Source organism: Pseudomonas reactans (assembly GCF_013387025.1).
GTDB lineage: Bacteria > Pseudomonadota > Gammaproteobacteria > Pseudomonadales > Pseudomonadaceae > Aquipseudomonas > Aquipseudomonas reactans.
This window is the reverse complement of the sequence record NZ_JACAQP010000015.1, coordinates 92,229-113,373: the sequence shown is the minus strand read 5'-3', so window position 1 is coordinate 113,373 and position 21,145 is coordinate 92,229. Positions and strand designations below refer to the sequence as shown.

The window sequence follows — 21,145 nt, the reverse complement described above, 5'->3', positions numbered from 1 at the left end:
GACAATCGAGGTCATGAATGGCAGCAGCGGACGACGCGCACCTGCTTGAACGCCTGCTCAAGGGTGAGCAGCGGGCCTACAAGGAATTGGTCACCACTTACCAGAGCGCCATGCGGGCGGTGGCTTATGCCATTGTCGGCCAGCGTCACGCCGACGAAGTCGTGCAAGACGCCTGGCTGTCGGTGGTGCGCAACCTGGCCAAGTTCGAAGGGCGTTCCAGCCTCAAGACCTGGCTGCTGACCATCACCGCCAACGCCGCCAAGGGGCGCTATAAGCAGAATCGTCGCGAAGTGTTGCTCGACGACCTGCCTTCGCCCCATGGCACTATTGGTGATGATCGCTTCACCCCCGACGATGGTCATTGGGCCGTCGCCCCCTACGCCTGGCACCAGGACACTCCGGAAGCCCTGCTGACCGAGGATGAACTGCGTAAATGCCTGGAGCATACGTTGCTGAGTCTGTCTGAGTTGCAGAGCAGCGTGCTGGTGCTGCGTGAGCGCCAGGGGTTGGAGTTGGAAGAGATCTGTAATCTTCTGACGCTGTCGCTCTCCAATGTCCGTGTGCTGTTGCATCGAGCACGGCTTAAAGTCTTCGCCACGGTGGAGCATTTTGAGGAAACGGGCGAATGTTGACCTGTAAAGAACAAGTGGCACGTTCCAGTGACTATCTCGATGGGCAATTGACCTTTCGCGAGCGTCTGCTGGTGCGTCATCACTTGATGTTCTGCCCGAACTGCCGCCGGTTTATCCGCCAGATGCGCCTGATGCAGGCGACGCTGAAGATAATGCCGGATGAGCCGGTAGAGGGTGTGGAGGCCTTGGCGCAGCGGTTGGCGCAAGAGCGACTCAAGGATCACAAAGGCGGGGAATAATCAGGCTCGCATGGGGGGACCGGACGGATGATGGGGACCGTTCCACCCACGCAAGACTGTTGCTGCTACCTCGGGCCGTCCTGGCCCAAGGTTTTTAACACTTACCTTTAGAACTTGGCTTCTGCGTCCAACTGCAGGGTGTTGGTGTTGGCGTCACGCTGGGTGCGGCTGGCGTAGTCGGCCTTGGTCAGGAAGTAGGTAGCACCGAGCGCGAAGTTCTTGTCGATGTCGTAGCTGACCTTCATCTTGTGACCGCGCGAACCGGTGGTGCCGTTGGCGAAGTCCGAGTCGGTGAAGGCACCCACCACGGCATTACGCTGAATGTCGCGATAGTTGTAGTCCAGATTGAAACCGAACACTTTCGACTTGGCGCCGATCAGCCAGGCAGTGTCCTGGTCGGTCACGGCGTCGTTATTTTTCACGTACTGGCCGTAGAACGCCAGCGGTACTGCCAGGCCGCCGATGTCGGCTTGGGCAAAGCCTTCATACAGGCGGAACTGGTTGTCGGCCGAGTTGCCGTTGACCGCCAGTGCGCAAGGCGTGGTGGTGGTTGTGCAACGGCTGTCCTTGTCGTTCTGGTAGGCGTAGACGCTGCCGCCCAAGGTCATTTTCAGGTTGTCGGTGACCGAGAAGCGCGTCCCCAACTGGCCAGAGGTCAGGCGCAGGTCGTGGCGGAATTGCACGCCGTCGCCGTCGACGTTGTCCTTGAGGTTGTAGTTACCGATGCTACCGAACAGCTCGGCGCTGCTACCCAGAGGGTATTTGTAGGTCAGTGCCAGGCCTTCAGGGTTGATGTCGCTATCCCAGATGACGTCGCCCATGTTCACCCACGGTTGCAGCATCTTGCCGCCGATCACGTGCAGGTTCTTGATCTGGTCCGGGTGGTAGTCGATGTAGCCAAGGTCCAGCCAGATCGATTTCTTGTCGAAGTAGTTGTCCTGGTCCTGGTTGGTCGAGCGCGCATCGTCGCTGCTGCCGGTGGCGATACGGATGCCGGTGTCGACTTGCGAGTTGATCTCGGTGTAAGCGCCCAGGCGAGCACGGATGCGCTGACGGTCCTTGTCGCGGCCGCCGTTGTTGGATTCGCCCTGAATTTTCACGGTTTCCTGACGGAAACGTACGTCACCCTTGAACTGAGTCTTGGCCGCCCAGGCCAGCTTCTGGTCGAAGCTGCTCAGCTCGTTGGTTTTCTTCGCGGTGGCCGCGATCTGTTCGTTGGTCTCTTGTTGAGCTTGCCGTGCGATCTGCTGCTCTTTCTGGTCCCGTGCCAGTTCAGCTTGCAGTTCGCTGTACTGGGCATTGGTGATTTGGCCGTTGGCCTTGAGCATGTCGAGCAATTTAGCGTCGACTGCAGCGCTGGCCGGAACGCTCAGGGCCAGTAACAGGCCGCCGCACAGGACCGCCGCAGTTTTAGTGGAAGCAAGACGCATATCAATCTCCGAAAGTGAGGAGGGATGGCAAACCATCCAGGACACAACCGACCGATGACGGACGGAAAAATAGCCGCCGGGTAGAACCAGGCGCTCTAAAAACAGGCGTCAGTATCACGATCGTTTATGACGGCGCAGTGGCGAAGTGATGTCATCTAGATGACAAATTTTTCACGTTCGGAACTATTGGTTTAGAGCCTTGTCGCGCGAAACAGGGGTGTGCCAAGGCCGGCAATCAGCGATACTCGCCAGGCTTTCACGCCCTGAAGTAGTGAGGATGCCGATGCCGTTGCAACGCCTGGACAGCCTGTCCGAGATCGCCCCGCAAGCCTGGGATGCGCTGGTGCCACAGGCCCAGCCGTTCGTACGGCACGCCTTTCTGAGCGCATTGGAAGACAGCGCCAGCCTGGGCCCGCAATCGGGCTGGCAGCCGGAGCATTTGTTGCATTGGGAAGGTGATCGGCTGGTGGCGGCACTGCCCAGTTATCGCAAGTGGCATTCCTATGGCGAATACGTGTTTGATCACGGTTGGGCGGATGCCTGTGAGCGGGCTGGCATTGAGTATTACCCTAAGCTGCTGACCGCCGTGCCGTTCAGCCCGGTCAGTGGGCCACGCCTGTTGGCGGCGAGTGCAGAGGATGGTTTTGAGCTGCTGAAAAGTCTGCCGGGTTACCTGGAAATCGAAGGGCTCTCCAGTGCCCACATCAACTTCACCAACGAATTGGCCGATGCGGCGCTGGCCCAACAACCGGGCTGGCTGCAGCGTTTGGGTTGTCAGTTTCACTGGCAGAATCGGGGTTATCGAGACTTCCAGGATTTTCTTGATGCGCTGAGTTCACGCAAACGTAAACAGATGCGTAAAGAGCGCGAACAAGTGGCGGGGCAGGGCATCGACTTCGAGTGGCTGCAAGGCCATGAGCTGAGCGAAGCCCAGTGGGATTTTGTCTACGCCTGCTATGCCAACACCTACGCCATCCGCCGCCAATCCCCGTACCTGACCCGCGCGTTCTTCAGCCTGCTGGCCGAGCGCATGCCCGAAGCGATTCGCGTGGTCCTGGCCAAACAAGGCACTCGCCCGGTGGCCATGGCCTTCAGCCTGATCGGCGACGACAGCTTCTACGGCCGCTACTGGGGCTGCCTGGCAGAGTTCGATCGTCTGCACTTCGAAACCTGCTTCTACCAGGGCATGGACTACGCCATCGCCCACGGCCTGCAACGCTTCGACGCGGGGGCACAGGGCGAGCACAAGCTGATTCGTGGGTTTGAACCGGTGATTACACGGTCATGGCATTATCTGCGCCATCCGGGGTTGAAGAGTGCCGTGGAGGATTTTTTGGAGCGTGAGCGGGTGGGGATTGTGGCGTATGCGCAGGAAGCGAGGGCAGCTCTGCCTTATCGGCAGGGCTGAACCACTGGTCTGGCGGCGCTTCAAACCAAGACTGAAATCGTTATCCTGTATGTACAAAGGTACATACAGGATGTGCCATGTTATTTGAGTGGGATGAATCCAAAAATAACGCCAATATTGTTAAGCACGGCATCGATTTCAATGACGTCCCGGATATCTTTAGGCACCCAATGCTGGCCTTACGCGATGATCGAGCGGATTATGGCGAGGAGCGTTGGATTAGTATTGGCTGGATCAAATTGTTAATAGGTGTGGTCGTATACACCGAACGATGTGGTGATGTGATCCGTATCATCTCCGCCCGAAAAGCAACCAAGAAGGAGGCCAAATATTATGACGCAAACATCGAAAACTGATTGGGAGCGCTTGGCCAAGATGAATGATAAAGAGATCGATACCAGCGATATCCCTGAGCTGGATGCCGATTTTTTCCGGCGTGCTGAGTTACGTGTTCCAGTAAAGCAGGCGGTCACTATTCGGCTGGATGCTGATGTACTGGAGTGGTTCAAAGGTCAGGGATCTGGTTACCAGACGCGTATCAACCAGCTATTGCGCCAGTACATGCAGGCCCATCAAGGGTGAAAGGTCGCCCGAAATGGGCAGCCCTGCCTTATCGGCAGGGCTGAACCCCTGTTGCGTCAGCCCTGCTCTTCCTTGCCAAGCCATCGATAGGTAACCCCACCGATTAACGCGCCAAGGATCGGCGCGAGCCAGAACATCCACAACTGCTGGATCGCCCACCCGCCGACGATCAGGGCAGGGCCGGTACTGCGCGCCGGGTTGACCGAGGTGTTGGTCACGGGAATGGAGATCAGGTGGATGAGTGTCAGCGCCAAGCCGATGGCGATGGGTGCAAGGCCCGGCGGGGCACGGCGATCGGTGGCGCCGAGGATGATCACCACGAACATGGCGGTCATCACCAGCTCACTGACAAAGCCCGCGGCCATCGAATAACCGCCCGGCGAATGCTCGCCATAACCGTTGGACGCCAGGCCCGATGCCAGTTCGAACCCCGGTTTGCCGCTGGCAATGAAATACAGCAACGCAGCGGCGATCGTACCGCCGACCACCTGCGCCACGATGTACGCGGGCAGTTCCCTGGCAGGAAATCGTCCGCCTACCACCAACCCCACTGACACGGCCGGGTTGAGGTGGCAGCCGCTGATGTGCCCGATGGCGAAGGCCATGGTCAGCACCGTGAGCCCGAATGCCAGGGACACACCCAACAACCCGATCCCGACTGCAGGGAACGCTGCGGCCAGCACCGCACTCCCACAACCGCCCAACACCAACCAAAATGTACCTAGCCCCTCTGTGATTGAACGCTTGAACAAAGACATGCAACCCGTCCTTGATAGATCGCTCTACCGGATCCGTAAATCAGTGATGCTCCTTGCAGATTTACTTCAGCGCCCCTCTGGGCACTGCACTGATTACAGCAGGATTGCGGCAAAAGTGTAGGAGCGAGCTTGCTCGCGAAGAACGCCAGGACGCCACTTAAAACCAGACTGCCCGCGTTATCGTTATCGTTGACGTTTTTCGCGAGCAAGCTCGCTCCTACAGTGAGAGGGGTTAGTCGATGCCGACAAAACCTCCGGTCTGGTGCTGCCACAACCGCGCATACAGTCCGCCATGGGCCAGCAACTCGGCGTGGCTGCCGCTCTCGGCAATCTGGCCTTTCTCAAGCACCACCAGGCGGTCCATCCGTGCAATGGTCGACAACCGGTGCGCGATCGCAATCACCGTCTTGCCTTGCATCAGGGTTTCCAGGCTCTCCTGGATGGCCGCTTCCACTTCCGAATCCAGCGCGGAGGTGGCTTCGTCCATGATCAGGATCGGTGCGTCCTTGAGCAGCACGCGGGCAATGGCGATACGTTGACGTTGCCCGCCAGAGAGCTTCACCCCGCGCTCACCGACATGCGCATCCAGCCCGGTACGGCCTTCGGAGTCCGACAGCAGCGGGATGAACTCATCGGCACGCGCCTTGTGCACGGAGGCCCAGAGTTCTTCGTCGGTGGCGTCGGGCTTGCCGTACAGCAGGTTGTCGCGGATCGAACGGTGCAGCAATGAAGTGTCTTGGGTGATCATGCCGATCTGTTCGCGCAAGGATTCCTGGGCCACGTCGGCGATGTTCTGGCCATCGATCAGGATGCGTCCGCCTTGCAGGTCGTACAGGCGTAGCAGCAGGTTGACCAACGTCGACTTGCCGGCACCCGACGGCCCGATCAGGCCGATCTTTTCACCGGCCTTGATCTCAAGGTTCAGGCCGCCAATGATTCCGCTCTTCTTGCCGTAGTGGAAGTCCACCTGTTCGAAACGCACTTCGCCCCGTGGCACGCTCAGGCGCGGGGCGTTGTCGCGGTCGATCACGGCGAGTGGCTGGGCGATGGTCTTCAGGCCGTCCTGCACCTGGCCGATGTTCTCGAAAATGCCGTTGACCACCCACATGATCCAGCCGGACATGTTGACGATACGGATCACCAAACCCGTGGCCAGGGCAATCGCGCCCACCGAGATCAGCGACTGCGTCCACAACCACAGGGCCAGGCCGGTGGTGGTGACGATCAGCAGGCCGTTCATGGTGGTGATCACGATGTCCATGCTGGTAACGACGCGGCTGGCCAGCTGGGTTTTTTCGGTTTGCTCGATGATCGCTTCCTTGGCGTATTCCTGCTCATAACGGGTATGGGCGAACAGCTTCAAGGTGGTGATGTTGGTGTAGCCGTCGACGATGCGACCCATCAATTTGGAGCGCGCTTCGGAGGAAATCACCGAGCGCTCCTTCACCCGTGGCACGAAATAGCGCAGCGCCAGGCTGTAGCAAATGATCCAGGTCACCAGCGGGATCATCAGGCGCCAATCAGCTTCGGCAAACAGCACCAAGGAGCTGATGGCGTAGATCGCCACGTGCCAGATCGCATCCACTGCCGCCACGGCAGAGTCGCGCAGGGAGTTGCCGGTTTGCATGATGCGCTGGGCAATACGCCCGGCGAAGTCGTTCTGGAAGAAGTTCAGGCTCTGCTTGAGCACGTAGCTGTGGTTCTGCCAGCGGATCAGGCTGGTCATGCCGGGGCTGATGGTCTGGTGCACCAGCAGGTCATGCAGGGCACCGAAAATCGGGCGCAGCAGCAGGGCGACCACGGCCATCCAGATCAGCTCGGTGCTGTGCACTTGGAAGAAGTTGGCCGGCGGCGTGCCCTGAGCCAGGTCGATGATGCGACTCAGGTAGCTGAACAGCGCGACTTCGATCAGCGCCCCGATCAGGCCCACCACCAGCAAGGCGGCGAAATGCGGCCACACCTGGCGCAGGTAGTAGAGGTAGAAGGGCAAGACTTTGTCGGGCGGGGCTTCGCTGGGGGCGTCGCGGAAAATATCGATCAGTTGTTCAAAACGACGATAGAGCATTAGGGTTGACGCCCGCGGGGCGGGCTCTCCTTTCAAATGCGCGCGCGGCCTAGTGGGCAGCGCGCGGGACTACCTGAAGAACGCCCTGCTGACCTCAGTCGATGCGCTTGGCCGACTTGATCACAACAGGATCGATTGGCACGTTCTGCATGCCCTGCTTGGTGGTGGTCTGCGAGTTGACGATCACATCAACCACGTCCATGCCCTTGACCACTTTGGCGAAGACGGCGTAACCGGCATCGCGGCCCGGGTCGAGGAACGCATTGTCGGCCACGTTGATGAAGAATTGGCTGGTGGCCGAATTCGGGTCATTGGTGCGCGCCATCGACAGGGTGCCACGCACGTTATGCAGGCCGTTGCTGGCTTCGTTCTTGATCGGTGCTTCGGTCGGCTTCTGCGACATCTGTGCGGTAAACCCGCCGCCCTGGACCATGAAGCCTGGGATCACGCGGTGGAAAATCGTGTTGGTGTAGAAGCCCTTGTCGACATAGGCCAGAAAGTTCTTGGTGCTGATCGGCGCCTTGACCGGGTCCAGTTCGATCTCGATGTCGCCGTTGGTGGTGGTGATCAATACGTGGGGCGCCTTGGCGGGCTCGGCGGCCATCAGGTTGGCGGCGAACAGTACGGAACCGGCAAAGAAGGCGATTTTTTTCAACATGGGTCAGTGATCCTGGGTAGTGGTTTCGACTGTCTTTAGAAAATCGAGCAGGGTTGCGTTAAAGACTTCGGGTTGGTCCAAGGGCGTGGCATGGCGGGAATCCTCGATCACCACCAGTCGCGCATCGGGCAGCAGTTTTACATAGTTTTCTTTTTGCGCCACGGGGGTGTAATCGTGGTCGGCGCTGATGACCAGGGTTGGACAGGTGATTCTGGAAAGTCGTTCCTGCACGCCCCAGCCCACAATGGCATCGAAGCTGGCGAGATAAGCACGTTTGTCGTTTTTTGCCCAGCGTTCGGCCATCTTGCGGCGCAGGTCGGCTTGCTCCGGCTTGGGAAACAAACGGTCGCCCAGCGCCTTGCCGATAGTGGCCAGGCTGAGCACACGTGCCAGGCTCCAGCGTTTGGCCCATTGCCAGTAATCATCGGCACTGCGCACCTTCACCTCTGGCGCGCTGTTGACGATGCAGAGGCTCTTGACCTGCGCGGGTTCGTCCACTGCCAGTTGGAAGGCGATCATGCCGCCCATGGACAGGCCGACCACATGGGCGGGTGGCAGGTCCAAGTGTTCGATCAGCGCCAGCAGATCAAAGGTGAAGCCCTGGATGCTGTAGCGTTCGCGCGGTTTGTCCGAACGGCCATGGCCGCGCACATCCACCACGATCAGTCGGTAATGCCTGGCCAGCACCGGAATCTGCAGTTCCCAATCCTGGCTGCTGGAGCCCAGGCCGTGGATCAGGATCAGCGGCGTACCGTGGCCGTATTCCTCGTAGTGCAGGCTGCATCCTTCGTGATCGAACCAGGCCATGCATGAACTCCGTTTCAGGCTTGCTGCGGGGCGGCGAAAGGCGCGTCCAACGGGGCGGTGTCAAAGGTGCGCAGCAGTTCCACGAGGATCTGCGTGGCGGGCCCCAAGGGTTTGTCCTTGTTTGAGTACAGGTAGAACGTCGGGTTGCGGCTTCCACCCTTTTCCAAGGGTAGCTGCTTGAGCAGGCCTTCCTTCATTTCGCGTTCGATCAGGTGGCGCGGCAGCCAGGCAAAGCCCAGGCCGCTGCTGACGAAGGTGGCGGCGGTGGCCAGGCTGCCGACGGTCCAGCGCTGTTCGGCGCCAAGCCAGCCTACATCACGCGGTTGCTGGCGGCCGGAGTCGCGAATCACCACCTGCATCTGGCTTTCCAGGTCCTGGAAGCTCAGCTCGCGGTTCAGACGATGCAATGAGTGGTCAGGATGGGCCACGGCGATGAACTCCACATCACTCATTTCCGTGCCCAGGTAGCCGGGGATAATGAACCCGCTGATGGCCAGGTCGGCCATGCCATCGAGCAACAACTCTTCCACGCCCGACAGCACTTCTTCACGCAGGCGCACACGACAACCCCGGCTCTGCGGCATGAACGCGGTGAGCGCGCGCACCAGGCGAGCGTTTGGATAGGCCGCGTCCACCACCAGACGTACCTCGGCTTCCCAGCCTTGTTCCATATGGTGGGCGAGGTCTTCCAATTGACTGGCGTTTTTCACCAACTGCCGGGAGCGGCGCAACAGCACTTCACCGGCGTCGGTGAGCACCGCCTTGCGCCCGTCAATGCGCAGCAGCGGCACGCCGAGCTGGTCTTGCATGCGGGCCACGGTGTAGCTCACCGAGGACTGCGAACGGTGCAGCGCTTCGGCCGCCTGGGCGAAGCCGCCATGGTCGACCACGGCTTGCAGCGTGCGCCATTGATCGAGGGTAACGCGGGGCGCTTTCAAGATGGGTTCCTCTTGTCCTAAGCTGACAGTCCTTATTGGAGACTGCCGAATGAGAAAATTCTGTTGTGTGTTGCTGGCGTTGCTGCCGTTGAGTGCGTTTGCCTACCCCATCGACGTGACCAAAAAGATCGACGGCGTCAGCATCGATTACACCCCCTCCGATGTGGACGGTGATATCAGCTCGATCCAGCTCAATAACTACGGCACCAACGATGCCGTTTGCTCGGTAATCTTCACCAACGGCCCGGAATCGCCGCGTCGCCGCACGGTCACGGTGCCAGCAGGCAAAAGCACCAACACCACGGTCAAGTTCAACCGCGCCATTATCAAGATGCGGATCGCCCTGGCTTGCGCACCGAAGTGACCGAGCAGCGGAGCATGCTCCGCTTATAAACAAATTTATAGATGGGTTATAGCAGTTTTTTGCGCTTTTTTATCGAATTGGCTCTGTTTAATCTCCACTCCATCGCCTTACAGCAATTTCCGATGGAGCCTACAAAGCCATGTCCAATGTTCTGATCATCGAAAGCAGTGCTCGCCAGCAGGATTCGATTTCCCGCCAACTGACCCAGCAATTCATCAGCCAATGGCAGGCCGTTCACCCGGCCGATCAGATCACCGTGCGCGATGTGGCCCTCAACCCGGTTCCACACCTGGACGCCAACCTGCTCGGCGGCTGGATGAAAGCGGCGGATCAGCGAAACGACAGCGAGCAGGCGTCCCTGGACCGCTCGGACGAATTGACCAATGAGCTGCTGGCTGCCGACGTTCTGGTGATGGCGGCGCCGATGTACAACTTCGCTATCCCCAGCACCCTCAAAGCCTGGCTGGATCACGTGTTGCGGGCCGGTGTGACCTTCAAGTACACCGCCACCGGACCACAGGGTCTGCTGACCGGAAAGCGTGCCATCGTGCTCACCGCGCGCGGCGGCATTCACACCGGGGCCAGCTCCGATCACCAGGAACCTTACCTGCGTCAGGTCATGGCGTTTATCGGGATTCACGACGTGACCTTCATCCACGCCGAAGGGGTGAACCTGAGTGGGGACTTCCAGGAAAAGGGCATCAACCACGCCAAGGCGTTGTTGGCACAGGTAGCGTGATCCTTTAATCGCCAGATAATCCCGTGATGTTTATCTAGCTCCACGCAAGCCCTTCAAGTACGCGTAACGAACCTCCCTTTGCACTTTTGCTCCTGAGTGCTCCTGCCCGACTGCCGCTTTAGCGAGGTCGGGTTTTTTTTGCCCCGAGTTTCTTCAACCGCCGAAAACCTTTAATGTCCCGCCCATTCGAAACGAGGCGCGCATGGGCTACTTACTGGTTGTCACCCTGATTCAGGCATTTTCCTTCAGCTTGATCGGCGAATACCTCGCCGGTCACGTCGACAGCTATTTCGCCGTGCTGGTGCGCGTGCTGCTGGCCGGCTTGGTATTCATCCCGCTGACCCGCTGGCGCTCGGTGGAACCGGGCTTCATGCGCGGTCTGCTGGTGATCGGCGCGTTGCAGTTCGGCGTGACCTACGTGTGCCTGTACCTGAGCTTTCGCGTGCTTACGGTGCCGGAAGTGTTGTTGTTCACCATTCTCACGCCCTTGCACGTGACGCTCATCGAGGATGCGCTCAACCGGCGCTTCAACCCCTGGGCGTTGATTGCCGCGCTGGTTGCGGTGGCGGGCGCGGCGGTGATCCGTTTCGACCAGATCACTCCGCACTTCCTGGGAGGCTTCCTGCTGCTGCAACTGGCCAACTTCACCTACGCCGCCGGACAGGTGATGTACAAGCACCTGGTCAAACGCTACCCAAGCGAACTGCCGCATTACCGCCGCTTTGGTTTCTTCTATGTGGGCGCATTGCTGGTGGTGCTGCCGGCGTTCCTGATGTTTGGCAAGGCCAACTACCTGCCCGATGCGCCACTGCAATGGGGTGTGCTGGTGTTCCTCGGGCTGGTGAGCACCGCGCTGGGCATGTACTGGTGGAACAAGGGTGCTTGCCTGGTGCAGGGCGGCACGCTGGCGGTGATGAATAACCTGCATGTGCCTGTGGGGTTGCTGCTGAACTTGCTGATCTGGAACCAGCATGAGCCGCTGGGGCGGTTGGCGTTGGGCGGGTTGGTGATTCTGGGGGCGGTGTGGATCAGCCGGTTGGGTGTGCGCAAACAGCCAGCCCACCACTGAACCCCCTGTGGGAGCGGGCTTGCTCGCGAAGGCGGTTTGTCAGAAAAGAATGTGCTGACTGACACACCGCTTTCGCGAGCAAGCCCGCTCCCACAGTGGGTTGTGGTGGCGTCAGGCAGATTTGTTTTCCAGCGTGGGTAAATGACTGGCCCCCAAAATCGCCGGCAACACCCCCGCACGCAAGTCATTCCCACTCGGCTGCTGATACAGGCTCAAGCCAAACTCCGGCAGTACCGCCAGCAGGTAATCAAAAATATCCCCCTGGATACGCTCGTAATCCGCCCACGCCGTGGTGCGGGTAAAGCAGTAGATCTCCAGCGGCACGCCCTGGGCGGTGGTTTGCATCTGGCGCACCATGCAGGTCATGTTCGGCTGGATGTCTGGGTGGCTTTTCAGGTAGGCCAGGGCGTAGGCGCGGAAGGTGCCGAGGTTGGTCATGCGGCGGCGGTTGGCCGAGAGCTGCGCACTGTGGCCCTGGGCTTCGTTCCAGGCCTTGAGTTCGGCCTGTTTGCGTCCGATGTAGTCGGTAAGCAGGTGCACCTGGGTCATGCGTACTTCCTCATCGTCACGCAGGAAGCGCACGCCGCTGGCGTCGATGAACAGGCTGCGCTTGATGCGTCGCCCACCGGAGGCCTGCATGCCGCGCCAGTTCTTGAACGACTCGGACATCAGGCGCCAGGTGGGGATGGAGACGATGGTCTTGTCGAAATTCTGCACCTTGACCGTGTGCAGGGTGATGTCCACCACGTCACCATCCGCGCCGACCTGGGGCATTTCGATCCAGTCGCCGACCCGCAGCATGTCGTTGCTGGTCAACTGCACGCTGGCGACGAACGACAACAGCGTGTCCTTGTATACCAACAGGATCACCGCCGACATGGCGCCAAGCCCTGACAGCAGCAACAGTGGCGAGCGGTCGATCAGGGTGGCGACGATGATGATCGCGCCAAACACGAACAGCACCATCTTCGCCAACTGCACGTAGCCCTTGATCGAGCGGGTGCGCGCGTGTTCGGTGCGGGCGTAGATGTCCAGCAGGGCGTTGAGCAGGGCGCTGACGGCCAGCACCAGGAACAGGATGGTGATCGCCAGGGCCACATTGCCGATGAACAGGATGGCGGTCTTGCTCAGGTCTGGCACCAGGTACAGGCCAAACTGAATCACCAGCGACGGCGTCATCTGCGCCAGGCGGTGGAACACCTTGTTGTGCCGCAGGTCGTTGAGCCAGTGCAGGGCCGGTTGCCGGCCGAGCAGTTTGACGGCGTGGAGGATGAGGTAACGTGCCACTCGTCCGAGCAACAGGGCCACCACCAGCAACACCAGCAAGCCGAGGCTGGCATGCAGCAGCGGGTGTTCGTCGAGGGCGCCCCAGAGGTCTTGGACGTTGAGCCAGAGCTGTTTGATATCCATGGGTGAAACCGATTCTTCTATAAGACAACACGGGGCGATTAGAGCATTTAAGTGCAACAAAGTTGATGTCATGGACAAATGCCCTGACAAAAAAGCGGTCGATTAGCACTGTTCGCGTAAAGAAACTCGGTTTGGGCGCCCGAAACCGGTAACCTATGCAGCTGATTTTTTGTATTTCTTCGAGGTAGCACCCGTGTTTTCCCAATTCGCCCTGCACGAACGCCTGCTCAAAGCCGTGGCCGAGCTTAAATTTGTCGAGCCTACGCCTGTGCAAGCAGCGGCCATCCCGCTCGCGCTCGAAGGGCGTGACCTGCGGGTGACAGCTCAAACCGGTAGCGGCAAGACCGCTGCTTTCGTCCTGCCGGTGCTGAACCGCCTGATCGGCCCGGCCAAGGTTCGCGTCAGCATCAAGACCCTGATCCTGCTGCCGACTCGCGAGCTGGCCCAGCAGACCCTGAAGGAAGTCGAGCGTTTCTCGCAGTTCACCTTCATCAAGTCCGGCATCATCACCGGCGGTGAAGACTTCAAGGTCCAGGCCGCCATGCTGCGCAAGGTGCCGGACATCCTGATCGGCACCCCGGGCCGCATGATCGAGCAGCTCAACGCCGGCAACCTCGACCTCAAGGAAGTCGAAGTGCTGGTGCTGGACGAAGCCGACCGCATGCTCGACATGGGCTTTGCCGATGACGTGCAGCGTCTGGTGGGCGAATGCGTCAATCGCCAGCAGACCATGCTGTTCTCCGCCACCACCGGTGGTTCGACCCTGCGCGACATGGTCGCCAAGGTGCTGAACAACCCTGAGCACCTGCAGGTCAACAACGTCAGCGACCTGAACGCGACCACGCGCCAGCAGATCGTCACCGCTGACCACAATGTGCACAAAGAGCAGATTCTCAACTGGCTGCTGGCCAACGAGACCTATCAGAAAGCCATCGTGTTCACCAACACCCGCGCCGCCGCCGACCGCATCTATGGCCGCCTGGTGGCCCAGGAATACAAGGCGTTCGTGCTGCACGGCGAGAAAGACCAGAAGGATCGCAAGCTGGCCATCGACCGCCTCAAGGCGGGTGGCGTGAAAATCCTGGTGGCCACCGACGTCGCCGCCCGTGGCCTGGACGTGGACGGCCTGGACCTGGTGATCAACTTCGACATGCCGCGCAGTGGCGACGAATATGTGCACCGTATCGGGCGTACCGGGCGTGCCGGCAATGACGGCCTGGCCATCTCGCTGATCTGCCACGGCGACTGGAACCTGATGTCGAGCATCGAGCGCTACCTCAAGCAATCGTTCGATCGCCGCACCATCAAGGAAGTCAAAGGCACCTACACCGGGCCGAAGAAGGTCAAGGCGTCGGGCAAGGCCGTTGGCGTGAAGAAGAAAAAGACCGACGCCAAGGGCGACAAGAAGAAAACCGGCGCGAAGTCGCCGACCAAGCGCAAGATCGCCAACCGACCGAAGACCGACAACCTGTCGCTCGTCAGCAAGGACGGCATGGCGCCGCTCAAGCGCCGCAAGCCGGAAGCCCCGGCTGCCGAATAAGGCGCAGGTGATGTGAAAAAACCGGACGATTGTCCGGTTTTTTTATGCCGTCAGTTCTTGGCCTTGGCGGCTGCTTCCTTGAGCTCTTTCAGGCGAGCATCGATCAACTGGCACTTATCGGGGAATTCCGCGCTTTCGGTGTCCAGGTCCATCTTCTGCAGCTCGTCGTTCATCTCCTTGGCCTTGGTCGGGTTCTGCTCGGTCAGCTTGGCCACTTCCTGGGCCAGTTGCTCGCGCTTGGCGGTAGCCTCGTCTGGCGTACAGGCCCAGGCGGGCAGGGCGGTCAACAACGCGGCGGCGATGGCCAGGTTCATCAGGGTTTTCATGGGTGGACCTCCTTGGCAGTGATACTCAGTGGAGGTCGTGGGTCCCTGGAAAGTTCACGCCAATGACGCTCGTCTCCTGGGCTGAACGGCCAGTGACGCGGCGGGTCACACCTCTTAACGGGCTACTTTCCACCCGCCCGCAGGAGGAATCAGGATGACGACTTACAACTGGGATCTGATCGAACGTCTGCTGCATGAAGTGCAGAACGGCGAGGGCAGCTTCGCCCCGCGCAAATACGCCGAGCAGGAAGCGGCCGAGAAGGCCACGGCGGGCGAGTCCACCGGCAACCTCGACGCGCTCAAGAAGACGGCGGCGGATTATGAAGCGCTACTGTTCAAGCGCGGTTTTATCGAATCGCGCCCCGAAGATGAGGGCGGTAATGGCGAGAATTTCATCCTGACTCCGCTGGGCGCGCAGTTGCTGGCGCTGATCGACAGTTCGATTCCGGGCAACGATCACCCACGCCAGGTGCTGGATGAGCAATCCGACGCGCTGGACCCGGCGACCTTCGCCGAGGTCGCCTCCAAGGCCCAGATCGCCTGATGTCCATTACGCCCCGGCACGCTCGCAACGCCGGGGCGAAACTGTCAGATCGGTAATCTGCCGCTAAGCTGGCTGACAGCCGGCCCTGCCTAATCTGCTGCCATTCAACTCATGGAATTGAATCGGCATGTACTCCAATACCTCCCGACGAACCTTCGTCAAAGGCCTGGCTGCCGGCGGCTTGCTCGCTGGATCTGGGCTCTGGCGCAGCCCGGTCTGGGCCTTGACCAGCCCCGGCCAGCCCACGGTGCTGGCCGGCACCGAGTTTGATCTGTTCATCGACCAGACTCCCGTCAACCTCACCGGCCGCCACCGCACGGCGCTAACCATCAATGGCAGCTTGCCCGGCCCGCTGCTGCGCTGGCGCGAAGGCGACACCGTGACCTTGCGCGTGAAGAACCGCTTGGCCGAGCCGACGTCGATTCACTGGCACGGCATTCTCCTGCCGTCGACCATGGACGGTGTGCCGGGCTTGAGCTTCAAGGGCATCGAGCCGGGTGGCGTGTTTGTCTACCAATTCACAGTCAAGCAGCACGGCACTTACTGGTACCACAGCCATTCCGGGTTCCAGGAACAGCAGGGCGTGTATGGCCCGCTGGTGATCGAGCCTAGAGAGCCCGAGCCTTACACCTATCAGCGCGACTACGTGGTGATGCTGTCGGACTGGACCGACGAAGACCCTGTCGCGCTGATGAAAACCCTCAAGAAACAGTCCGATTACTACAACCTGCACAAACCCACCGTGGGCGACTTTATCCGGGATGTGGGCAAGCAGGGCTGGTCGGCCACGGCTGCCGACCGTCTAATGTGGGCGCAGATGAAGATGAACCCCACGGACCTGGCCGACGTGAGCGGCGAGACCTATACCTACCTGCTCAACGGCCAGCCGCCGGAGCGCAACTGGACCGGTGTGTTTCAGGCTGGCGAGACGGTCCGCTTGCGCTTTATCAACGGCTCGGCAATGAGCTACTTCGATGTGCGCATTCCGGGGCTGAAGATGACCGTGATCGCCGCCGATGGCCAGCCAGTGCAGCCGGTGAGCGTCGACGAGTTCCGTATCGCCGTGGCGGAAACCTTCGATGTGCTGGTCGAGCCGACGGCAGCGGCCTACACACTGTTTGCACAGTCAATGGACCGCAGTGGTTATGCCCGCGGCACGCTTGCCCGACAAACCGGGGCGACGGCCCCCGTGCCGGCACTGGACCCGCGCCCCTGGATCACCATGGACGACATGGGCATGGGAGGGATGGATCACGGCGCCATGGCGGACATGCCGGAGATGGCGGGCATGGATCACAGTGCCATGTCGATGCAGGCCCATCCTGCCAGCGAGCAAGGCAACCCGCTGGTGGATATGCAGGCCATGAGCCCGGTGCCCAAGCTCGACGATCCCGGCATCGGCTTGCGCAACAACGGCCGGCGTGTCCTGACGTATGCCGACCTGCGCAGCACCTTTGAAGACCCCGACGGACGCGATCCCAGCCGTACCATTGAACTGCACCTCACCGGGCATATGGAGAAGTTCGCCTGGTCCTTCAATGGCGTGAAGTTTTCCGACGCCGAGCCTTTGCAACTGACTTACGGCGAGCGAGTCCGGCTGGTGCTGGTCAACGACACCATGATGAGTCACCCCATTCACCTGCACGGTCTGTGGAGTGACCTGGAAGACGAAAACGGCCAGTTCCAGGTACGCAAACACACCATCGACATGCCGCCGGGTTCCCGGCGCAGCTACCGGGTGACCGCCGATGCGCTGGGGCGTTGGGCCTATCACTGCCACCTGCTGTATCACATGGAAATGGGCATGTTCCGTGAGGTACGCGTGCATGAATGAGGACGCGAGCATGAGCCGTCGAGTTTTACCTGTTTTGCTTGCGCTGGCGTTTGCTCCGCTGGCGCAGGCCGACGAGTTCCAGGGCATGAGCCCGGCGACACCGGCGCTTACCGAGAGTCGCACACCGATTCCCGTGTTGACTGACGCCGATCGCGCTGCGGTCTACACCGCGCCCGGTGGGCATAGGGTTCACGACAGTGGCATCAATTCCCTGCTGCTGATCAACCAGTTGGAATGGCAGGGCGGCGAGGGTGAGGGCGCGCTGAACTGGGATATCAAGGGCTGGGTCGGCGGCGATATCGATCGCCTGTGGCTGCGCAGTGAAGGCGAGCGCAGCGCCGGTCGCACCGAAAGCGCTGAAGTCCAGGCGTTGTGGGGGCATGCCATCAGTCCTTGGTGGGACCTGGTCGGCGGTGTGCGCCAGGACTTCAAACCCGGTGACGGCCAGACCTGGGCCGCGTTCGGCGCGCAGGGCATGGCTCTTTACAACTTTGAAGCCGAAGCCACGGCGTTTGTCGGTGAGGCAGGGCGCACTGCTGCGCGGCTGGAGGGCGACTACGACTTCCTGCTGACCAATCGGCTGATCCTGCAACCCACTGCCGAACTCAACTTCTATGGGCGCAGCGATCCACAGCGTGGCGTCGGTTCGGGCCTGTCGGACAGTGAGCTGGGACTGAGGCTGCGTTATGAAGTGCGCCGCGAATTTGCGCCCTATGTGGGTGTGACCTGGAATCGCAGCTACGGCCAGACCGCGCAATACGCCAGGGATGAAGGCGAAGACACGAACCAAGTGCGCTGGGTCGTGGGTGTGCGCCTGTGGTTCTGACGTTTCTATTTTTCCTATAACTCGCCGCCACGAGCGGCCTGGAGCCTTGCATGTCGATGTTGAAAACCGCCCTGGCGGGCGTTGTGTTGTGCACCAGCGTGGCGGCTTCAGCCCATCCCACACTGCTGTCTTCCAGCCCGGCATCCGGTGCCCAGGGCGCGGCACCCGCAGTCATTGAACTGCGCTTCTCGGAAAACCTGTTGACGCAGTTTTCCGGTGCCAAGCTGATCATGACCGATATGCCCGGCATGCCCAATTCGCCGATGCCGGTAAAGGCCAGTGTCGCCGCCAGTACCGACCCCAAAGTGATGCTGATCAAACCGGCTTCCACGCTGACGACCGGGACCTATCGGGTCGATTGGCGGGCCGTGTCGTCCGACACGCACCCGATCCTTGGCAACGTGGTGTTCAGCGTCCAGCCATGAGTGAACTGGTCCCGGTGTTACTGCGCTTCGCCCTTTATCTGGACTTGATGCTGGTGTTTGGCCTGGGGCTGTTTGGCCTGTATGCAGACGGCAGGTTGCTGAATCTGAAGCCGCTACTACGCCGGTTGGCGGCGCTGGGGTTGCTGCTGTCGTTGGCGTCGCTGCTGTCCATGACCCAGGCCATGAGTGGCGCCGAGGATTGGCCAACACTGTGGACGCACCTGCAGATGATGCTCTGGCAGACCGAACTGGGCTGGACGTGGTGGTTGCGTGTTTCGGCGCTGGTTTTGGTTGCGCTGAATACCCGATTGGCCAGCTTGTTCGGCGGCGTCGCGCTGGTGACGCTGGCGTGGGCCGGGCATGGCGTGATGCATGAGGGCTCCTTGGGGCTGTGGCATCTCCTCAGCGACAGTGCGCATCTGCTGGCGGCGGCGGGTTGGGTCGGGGCATTGGCGGCGTTCAGTCTGATGTTGAGAAGTACCTCTGAGCAGGCGGTGCCAGTGTTGGCACATGCCTTGGCGGGCTTCGAGCGTGTCGGCGCAGTCTTCGTCGCGGTGCTGATCGGCACGGGCGTGGCGAATTATCTGTTTGTGGTCGGGCCGAACCTGGATGGCATTACGGGCGGCGCCTACGCGATCCTGCTTTGCTTGAAGTTGGGCTTGTTTGGATTGATGTTGGGGCTGGCCGCGCTTAATCGCTCGCACTTGACGCCGTTGCTTCAACGCTCGCTGGCGGCGGGCGATCACCGAGCGGCGCGTGAAGCCTTGCGTCGTAGCATCACCCTGGAGTTTGGGGCGGTGGTGCTGATCCTGGGGCTGGTGGCCTGGTTGGGAACCTTGGCACCCCGTTAGGGCTGCACGCTCTTCAGGCATTTAAGCGCCTGGAAATCGCTGCGCACCTTGTCGATTTTCTGGGTGAGTTTCTGCCGTTGCTGCACAGTGCTTTCGGCCATCACGTCGACAATCAGGCTGCGGGCCGCAGCTTCCGTCTGTGCATAGGCGGTGCGATATTGCGGCGTCCACAGGCTTTCGCGGTCCACCAGCAACTGCTGCATTTTTTGTGGGAAGTCAGCGTTTTTGCGCTGTTGCACGGCGTCGATAAACTGCGCCTGCCAGCGGGCGCGGTTGCCGATCCATTCCTCGTTCTGCTCGCCCAGAGCGATGGACCAGGCGGTCACGCGGTTCTGCTGGCTGGCGCTGAGCGGGCCGATCCAGGCGTCCAGGCGTTTGCTCATGCGCTCGGCGCGGTCCTTGATCTGCTGGGCCAGGGGCGGCTTGAGGTATTCATCCTGGCGCTTGCGCAGGTCCTTGGCCAGGGCGTCGTTCATTTCCTTGACCTGCTGGTCGTCCAGGCCTTGGAGCAGTTCGATGGCGGAGGGCGTGATTTCACGGGCGACTTCGTCGATGGCCTGTTTGGCCTCGGTGGTCCGCGCCTGAAGCGCGGCGTCGGTGACCTGATTGCCGTTGGCCATCTGTTGCAGGCGGTCCAGCCAATCCAGGTAACCCGGCAATTGCGTAGTGCAGTGCCAGGCCAGGTGTTCCTTGAGCTTGTCGTTGAACCAACTCTTCTGCCCGGCATTCATGTCCAGGTAGTCATTGAGGGTCCAGGGGATGATCACGTCGAGGTTGCGATAGGCCAGGCCCACGCGATTGCAACCGGTGAGCACCAGGCTCAGGGTCAGCAGTACCACCAATAGTTTGAGCCGACGCAGCATGGGCGGGTCCTTCGCAGAGTGGGTTATCACATGTGAACCCGCGCCGGGTGCGACAGTTCAGCCCCTCAATAAAACGACCGCGCAGCCTTCAACGTCAACAGCCCATCGCATTGCGAGTTGTGTCCGGAATAGGCCGAGCAATCCCCGCCGCTGAGGCTGGAATCGCTGTAGATCAGGTTCAAGTCCACGCCCATCCACTGCCGGGAGAATTGCACCGACCAGTCGCTGAAGGCCCGAATGGAGCCGCCGTCCACCGAGACCGGGGTGCCCAACTGATGAGTGGTGTATTTCATGCTGACGCCAATGCCGAACGGCTGGGTGCCTCCGAGGTCGGCAAACAGGGTGCTGTCCTGGCGATCCGGGTCGTTGCTGAAGGAGGCGCCGAAGCGATTGCCCAGCAGGTTCAGGCCGCCGTAGAACTCCTGGCTGTCGAGGGGGCTGAGCCTGGGGTAGCTGTAGTGGATCAGACCCACTTCGTAGCCCAGGGTCTGGTCGAAGGGGTGCTTGAAGCCCATGTAGGAATCGACTTCGAGGTTGCTGGACGAGGACAGGCCCATGTTCGGTGAAAACTGGCCGAAGTACAGGCCGCTGTCGTGGCTCAAGTCCAACCCGCCATGGAACGAGTCGCTGCCAGGAGACGTTGGCTTGACCAGGCCCTGGGCCATGCTGCGGCTGGGCGTCGTGCCCAATTTCAAGTCGAAGTCACCCAATTCACGCTGGAAGATTTGCGCTTCGGCGAGAGGGCTGGCAATCAGGGCACCGACCAGGAATATGCAGGGTTTGAACATGCTTCACTCCATGAAAAGCGAGGAGCAGTGACAGAGAAAGTCGGGCAGA

The 21,145-nt window shown here is 60.5% G+C and carries 24 protein-coding genes; 14 read left to right on the top strand and 10 right to left on the bottom strand.

What is annotated here, in order from left to right; genetic code table 11:
• The first annotated feature begins 17 nt into the window (after positions 1–17).
• Both HX793_RS18445 and HX793_RS18440 read left to right on the top strand, forming a co-directional pair.
• On the top strand, positions 18–632 hold the full coding sequence (locus tag HX793_RS18445; RefSeq protein WP_177059437.1) for an RNA polymerase sigma factor: 615 nt from the start codon (positions 18–20) through the stop codon (positions 630–632).
• A complete protein-coding gene (locus HX793_RS18440; protein WP_016979345.1) occupies positions 626–871 on the top strand; it encodes an anti-sigma factor family protein in 246 nt (81 codons plus the stop codon). The genes HX793_RS18445 and HX793_RS18440 overlap by 7 nt, the downstream gene beginning before the upstream one ends.
• A gap of 107 nt (positions 872–978) precedes the next feature.
• Here the strand turns inward: HX793_RS18440 and HX793_RS18435 are convergent, their stop codons facing one another.
• Positions 979–2,301 carry a putative porin gene (locus HX793_RS18435; RefSeq protein ID WP_016979346.1) on the bottom strand — a complete coding sequence of 441 codons (1,323 nt, stop codon included), beginning with the start codon at positions 2,299–2,301 and terminating at the stop codon, positions 979–981.
• Positions 2,302–2,584: 283 nt separating this feature from the next.
• Between HX793_RS18435 and HX793_RS18430 the strand changes: the two genes are divergently transcribed.
• The 3 genes from HX793_RS18430 (at position 2,585) to HX793_RS18420 (ending at position 4,291) form a co-directional block, all read left to right on the top strand.
• On the top strand, positions 2,585–3,709 hold the full coding sequence (locus tag HX793_RS18430; RefSeq protein WP_177094473.1) for a GNAT family N-acetyltransferase: 1,125 nt from the start codon (positions 2,585–2,587) through the stop codon (positions 3,707–3,709).
• 77 nt (positions 3,710–3,786) lie between these two features.
• Complete coding sequence (locus HX793_RS18425; protein WP_016979348.1) at positions 3,787–4,065, top strand: BrnT family toxin; 279 nt, start codon at positions 3,787–3,789, stop codon at positions 4,063–4,065.
• Positions 4,043–4,291, top strand: a complete 249-nt coding sequence (locus HX793_RS18420; protein WP_016979349.1) for a BrnA antitoxin family protein — start codon at positions 4,043–4,045, stop codon at positions 4,289–4,291. Before HX793_RS18425 ends, HX793_RS18420 begins: the two co-directional genes overlap by 23 nt.
• 56 nt (positions 4,292–4,347) lie before the next feature.
• On the opposite strand, the gene aqpZ is transcribed toward HX793_RS18420, so the two are convergent.
• From aqpZ to HX793_RS18395, 5 genes are all read right to left on the bottom strand, one after another.
• Positions 4,348–5,049 carry an aquaporin Z gene (gene aqpZ / locus HX793_RS18415; protein ID WP_177059441.1) on the bottom strand — a complete coding sequence of 234 codons (702 nt, stop codon included), beginning with the start codon at positions 5,047–5,049 and terminating at the stop codon, positions 4,348–4,350.
• A 232-nt stretch (positions 5,050–5,281) separates the two neighbouring features.
• Positions 5,282–7,114, bottom strand: coding sequence for an ABC transporter ATP-binding protein (locus HX793_RS18410; protein WP_177094470.1), 1,833 nt, complete (start codon positions 7,112–7,114; stop codon positions 5,282–5,284).
• A gap of 94 nt (positions 7,115–7,208) precedes the next feature.
• Entirely contained in the window at positions 7,209–7,772 is a 564-nt protein-coding gene (locus HX793_RS18405; RefSeq protein WP_016979352.1) for a peptidylprolyl isomerase A, read from the bottom strand.
• Between the two features lie 3 nt (positions 7,773–7,775).
• Positions 7,776–8,579 (bottom strand): alpha/beta fold hydrolase, encoded by an 804-nt coding sequence (locus tag HX793_RS18400; RefSeq protein ID WP_095017173.1) that lies wholly within the window; start codon positions 8,577–8,579, stop codon positions 7,776–7,778.
• 14 nt (positions 8,580–8,593) lie between these two features.
• The gene (locus HX793_RS18395) at positions 8,594–9,517 is read right to left on the bottom strand and encodes a PA3225 family LysR-type transcriptional regulator (RefSeq protein WP_016979354.1); all 924 of its coding nucleotides are present in this window, start codon (positions 9,515–9,517) and stop codon (positions 8,594–8,596) included.
• 49 nt (positions 9,518–9,566) lie between these two features.
• Here HX793_RS18395 and HX793_RS18390 point away from each other — a divergent pair, with 49 nt between their 5' ends.
• The 3 genes from HX793_RS18390 to HX793_RS18380 all read left to right on the top strand — a co-directional run bounded on the left by HX793_RS18390 (position 9,567) and on the right by HX793_RS18380 (position 11,689).
• The gene (locus tag HX793_RS18390) at positions 9,567–9,881 is read left to right on the top strand and encodes a hypothetical protein (protein WP_025999983.1); all 315 of its coding nucleotides are present in this window, start codon (positions 9,567–9,569) and stop codon (positions 9,879–9,881) included.
• 139 nt (positions 9,882–10,020) lie between these two features.
• Positions 10,021–10,620 carry an FMN-dependent NADH-azoreductase gene (locus HX793_RS18385; protein WP_016979356.1) on the top strand — a complete coding sequence of 200 codons (600 nt, stop codon included), beginning with the start codon at positions 10,021–10,023 and terminating at the stop codon, positions 10,618–10,620.
• 202 nt (positions 10,621–10,822) lie between these two features.
• A complete protein-coding gene (locus tag HX793_RS18380) occupies positions 10,823–11,689 on the top strand; it encodes a carboxylate/amino acid/amine transporter (RefSeq protein WP_016979357.1) in 867 nt (288 codons plus the stop codon).
• A gap of 111 nt (positions 11,690–11,800) precedes the next feature.
• Here the strand turns inward: HX793_RS18380 and HX793_RS18375 are convergent, their stop codons facing one another.
• Entirely contained in the window at positions 11,801–13,099 is a 1,299-nt protein-coding gene (locus HX793_RS18375) for a mechanosensitive ion channel family protein (protein WP_016979358.1), read from the bottom strand.
• Positions 13,100–13,292: 193 nt separating this feature from the next.
• On the opposite strand from HX793_RS18375, the gene HX793_RS18370 reads away from it, so the two are divergent.
• Complete coding sequence (locus HX793_RS18370) at positions 13,293–14,639, top strand: DEAD/DEAH box helicase (RefSeq protein WP_177094468.1); 1,347 nt, start codon at positions 13,293–13,295, stop codon at positions 14,637–14,639.
• A 50-nt stretch (positions 14,640–14,689) separates the two neighbouring features.
• On the opposite strand, the gene HX793_RS18365 is transcribed toward HX793_RS18370, so the two are convergent.
• Positions 14,690–14,965, bottom strand: coding sequence for a hypothetical protein (locus HX793_RS18365; RefSeq protein ID WP_028617399.1), 276 nt, complete (start codon positions 14,963–14,965; stop codon positions 14,690–14,692).
• Between the two features lie 154 nt (positions 14,966–15,119).
• Here HX793_RS18365 and HX793_RS18360 point away from each other — a divergent pair, with 154 nt between their 5' ends.
• From HX793_RS18360 to copD, 5 genes are all read left to right on the top strand, one after another.
• Positions 15,120–15,509, top strand: coding sequence for a hypothetical protein (locus tag HX793_RS18360; protein ID WP_016979361.1), 390 nt, complete (start codon positions 15,120–15,122; stop codon positions 15,507–15,509).
• Between the two features lie 127 nt (positions 15,510–15,636).
• The gene (locus tag HX793_RS18355; protein WP_177059444.1) at positions 15,637–17,343 is read left to right on the top strand and encodes a copper resistance system multicopper oxidase; all 1,707 of its coding nucleotides are present in this window, start codon (positions 15,637–15,639) and stop codon (positions 17,341–17,343) included.
• Between the two features lie 10 nt (positions 17,344–17,353).
• Positions 17,354–18,169: a copper resistance protein B gene (locus HX793_RS18350; protein ID WP_177094466.1), complete on the top strand. Its 816-nt coding sequence runs from the start codon at positions 17,354–17,356 to the stop codon at positions 18,167–18,169.
• 50 nt (positions 18,170–18,219) lie between these two features.
• Positions 18,220–18,594, top strand: a complete 375-nt coding sequence (gene copC / locus HX793_RS18345; protein ID WP_016979364.1) for a copper homeostasis periplasmic binding protein CopC — start codon at positions 18,220–18,222, stop codon at positions 18,592–18,594.
• A complete protein-coding gene (gene copD, locus HX793_RS18340; protein WP_177094464.1) occupies positions 18,591–19,445 on the top strand; it encodes a copper homeostasis membrane protein CopD in 855 nt (284 codons plus the stop codon). Before copC ends, copD begins: the two co-directional genes overlap by 4 nt.
• On the opposite strand, the gene HX793_RS18335 is transcribed toward copD, so the two are convergent.
• Positions 19,442–20,308 carry a DUF6279 family lipoprotein gene (locus HX793_RS18335; RefSeq protein WP_177052466.1) on the bottom strand — a complete coding sequence of 289 codons (867 nt, stop codon included), beginning with the start codon at positions 20,306–20,308 and terminating at the stop codon, positions 19,442–19,444. The two genes, copD and HX793_RS18335, sit on opposite strands and share 4 nt — an antisense overlap.
• 65 nt (positions 20,309–20,373) lie before the next feature.
• The gene (locus HX793_RS18330; RefSeq protein WP_016979367.1) at positions 20,374–21,096 is read right to left on the bottom strand and encodes a TorF family putative porin; all 723 of its coding nucleotides are present in this window, start codon (positions 21,094–21,096) and stop codon (positions 20,374–20,376) included.
• Positions 21,097–21,145 lie beyond the last annotated feature (49 nt).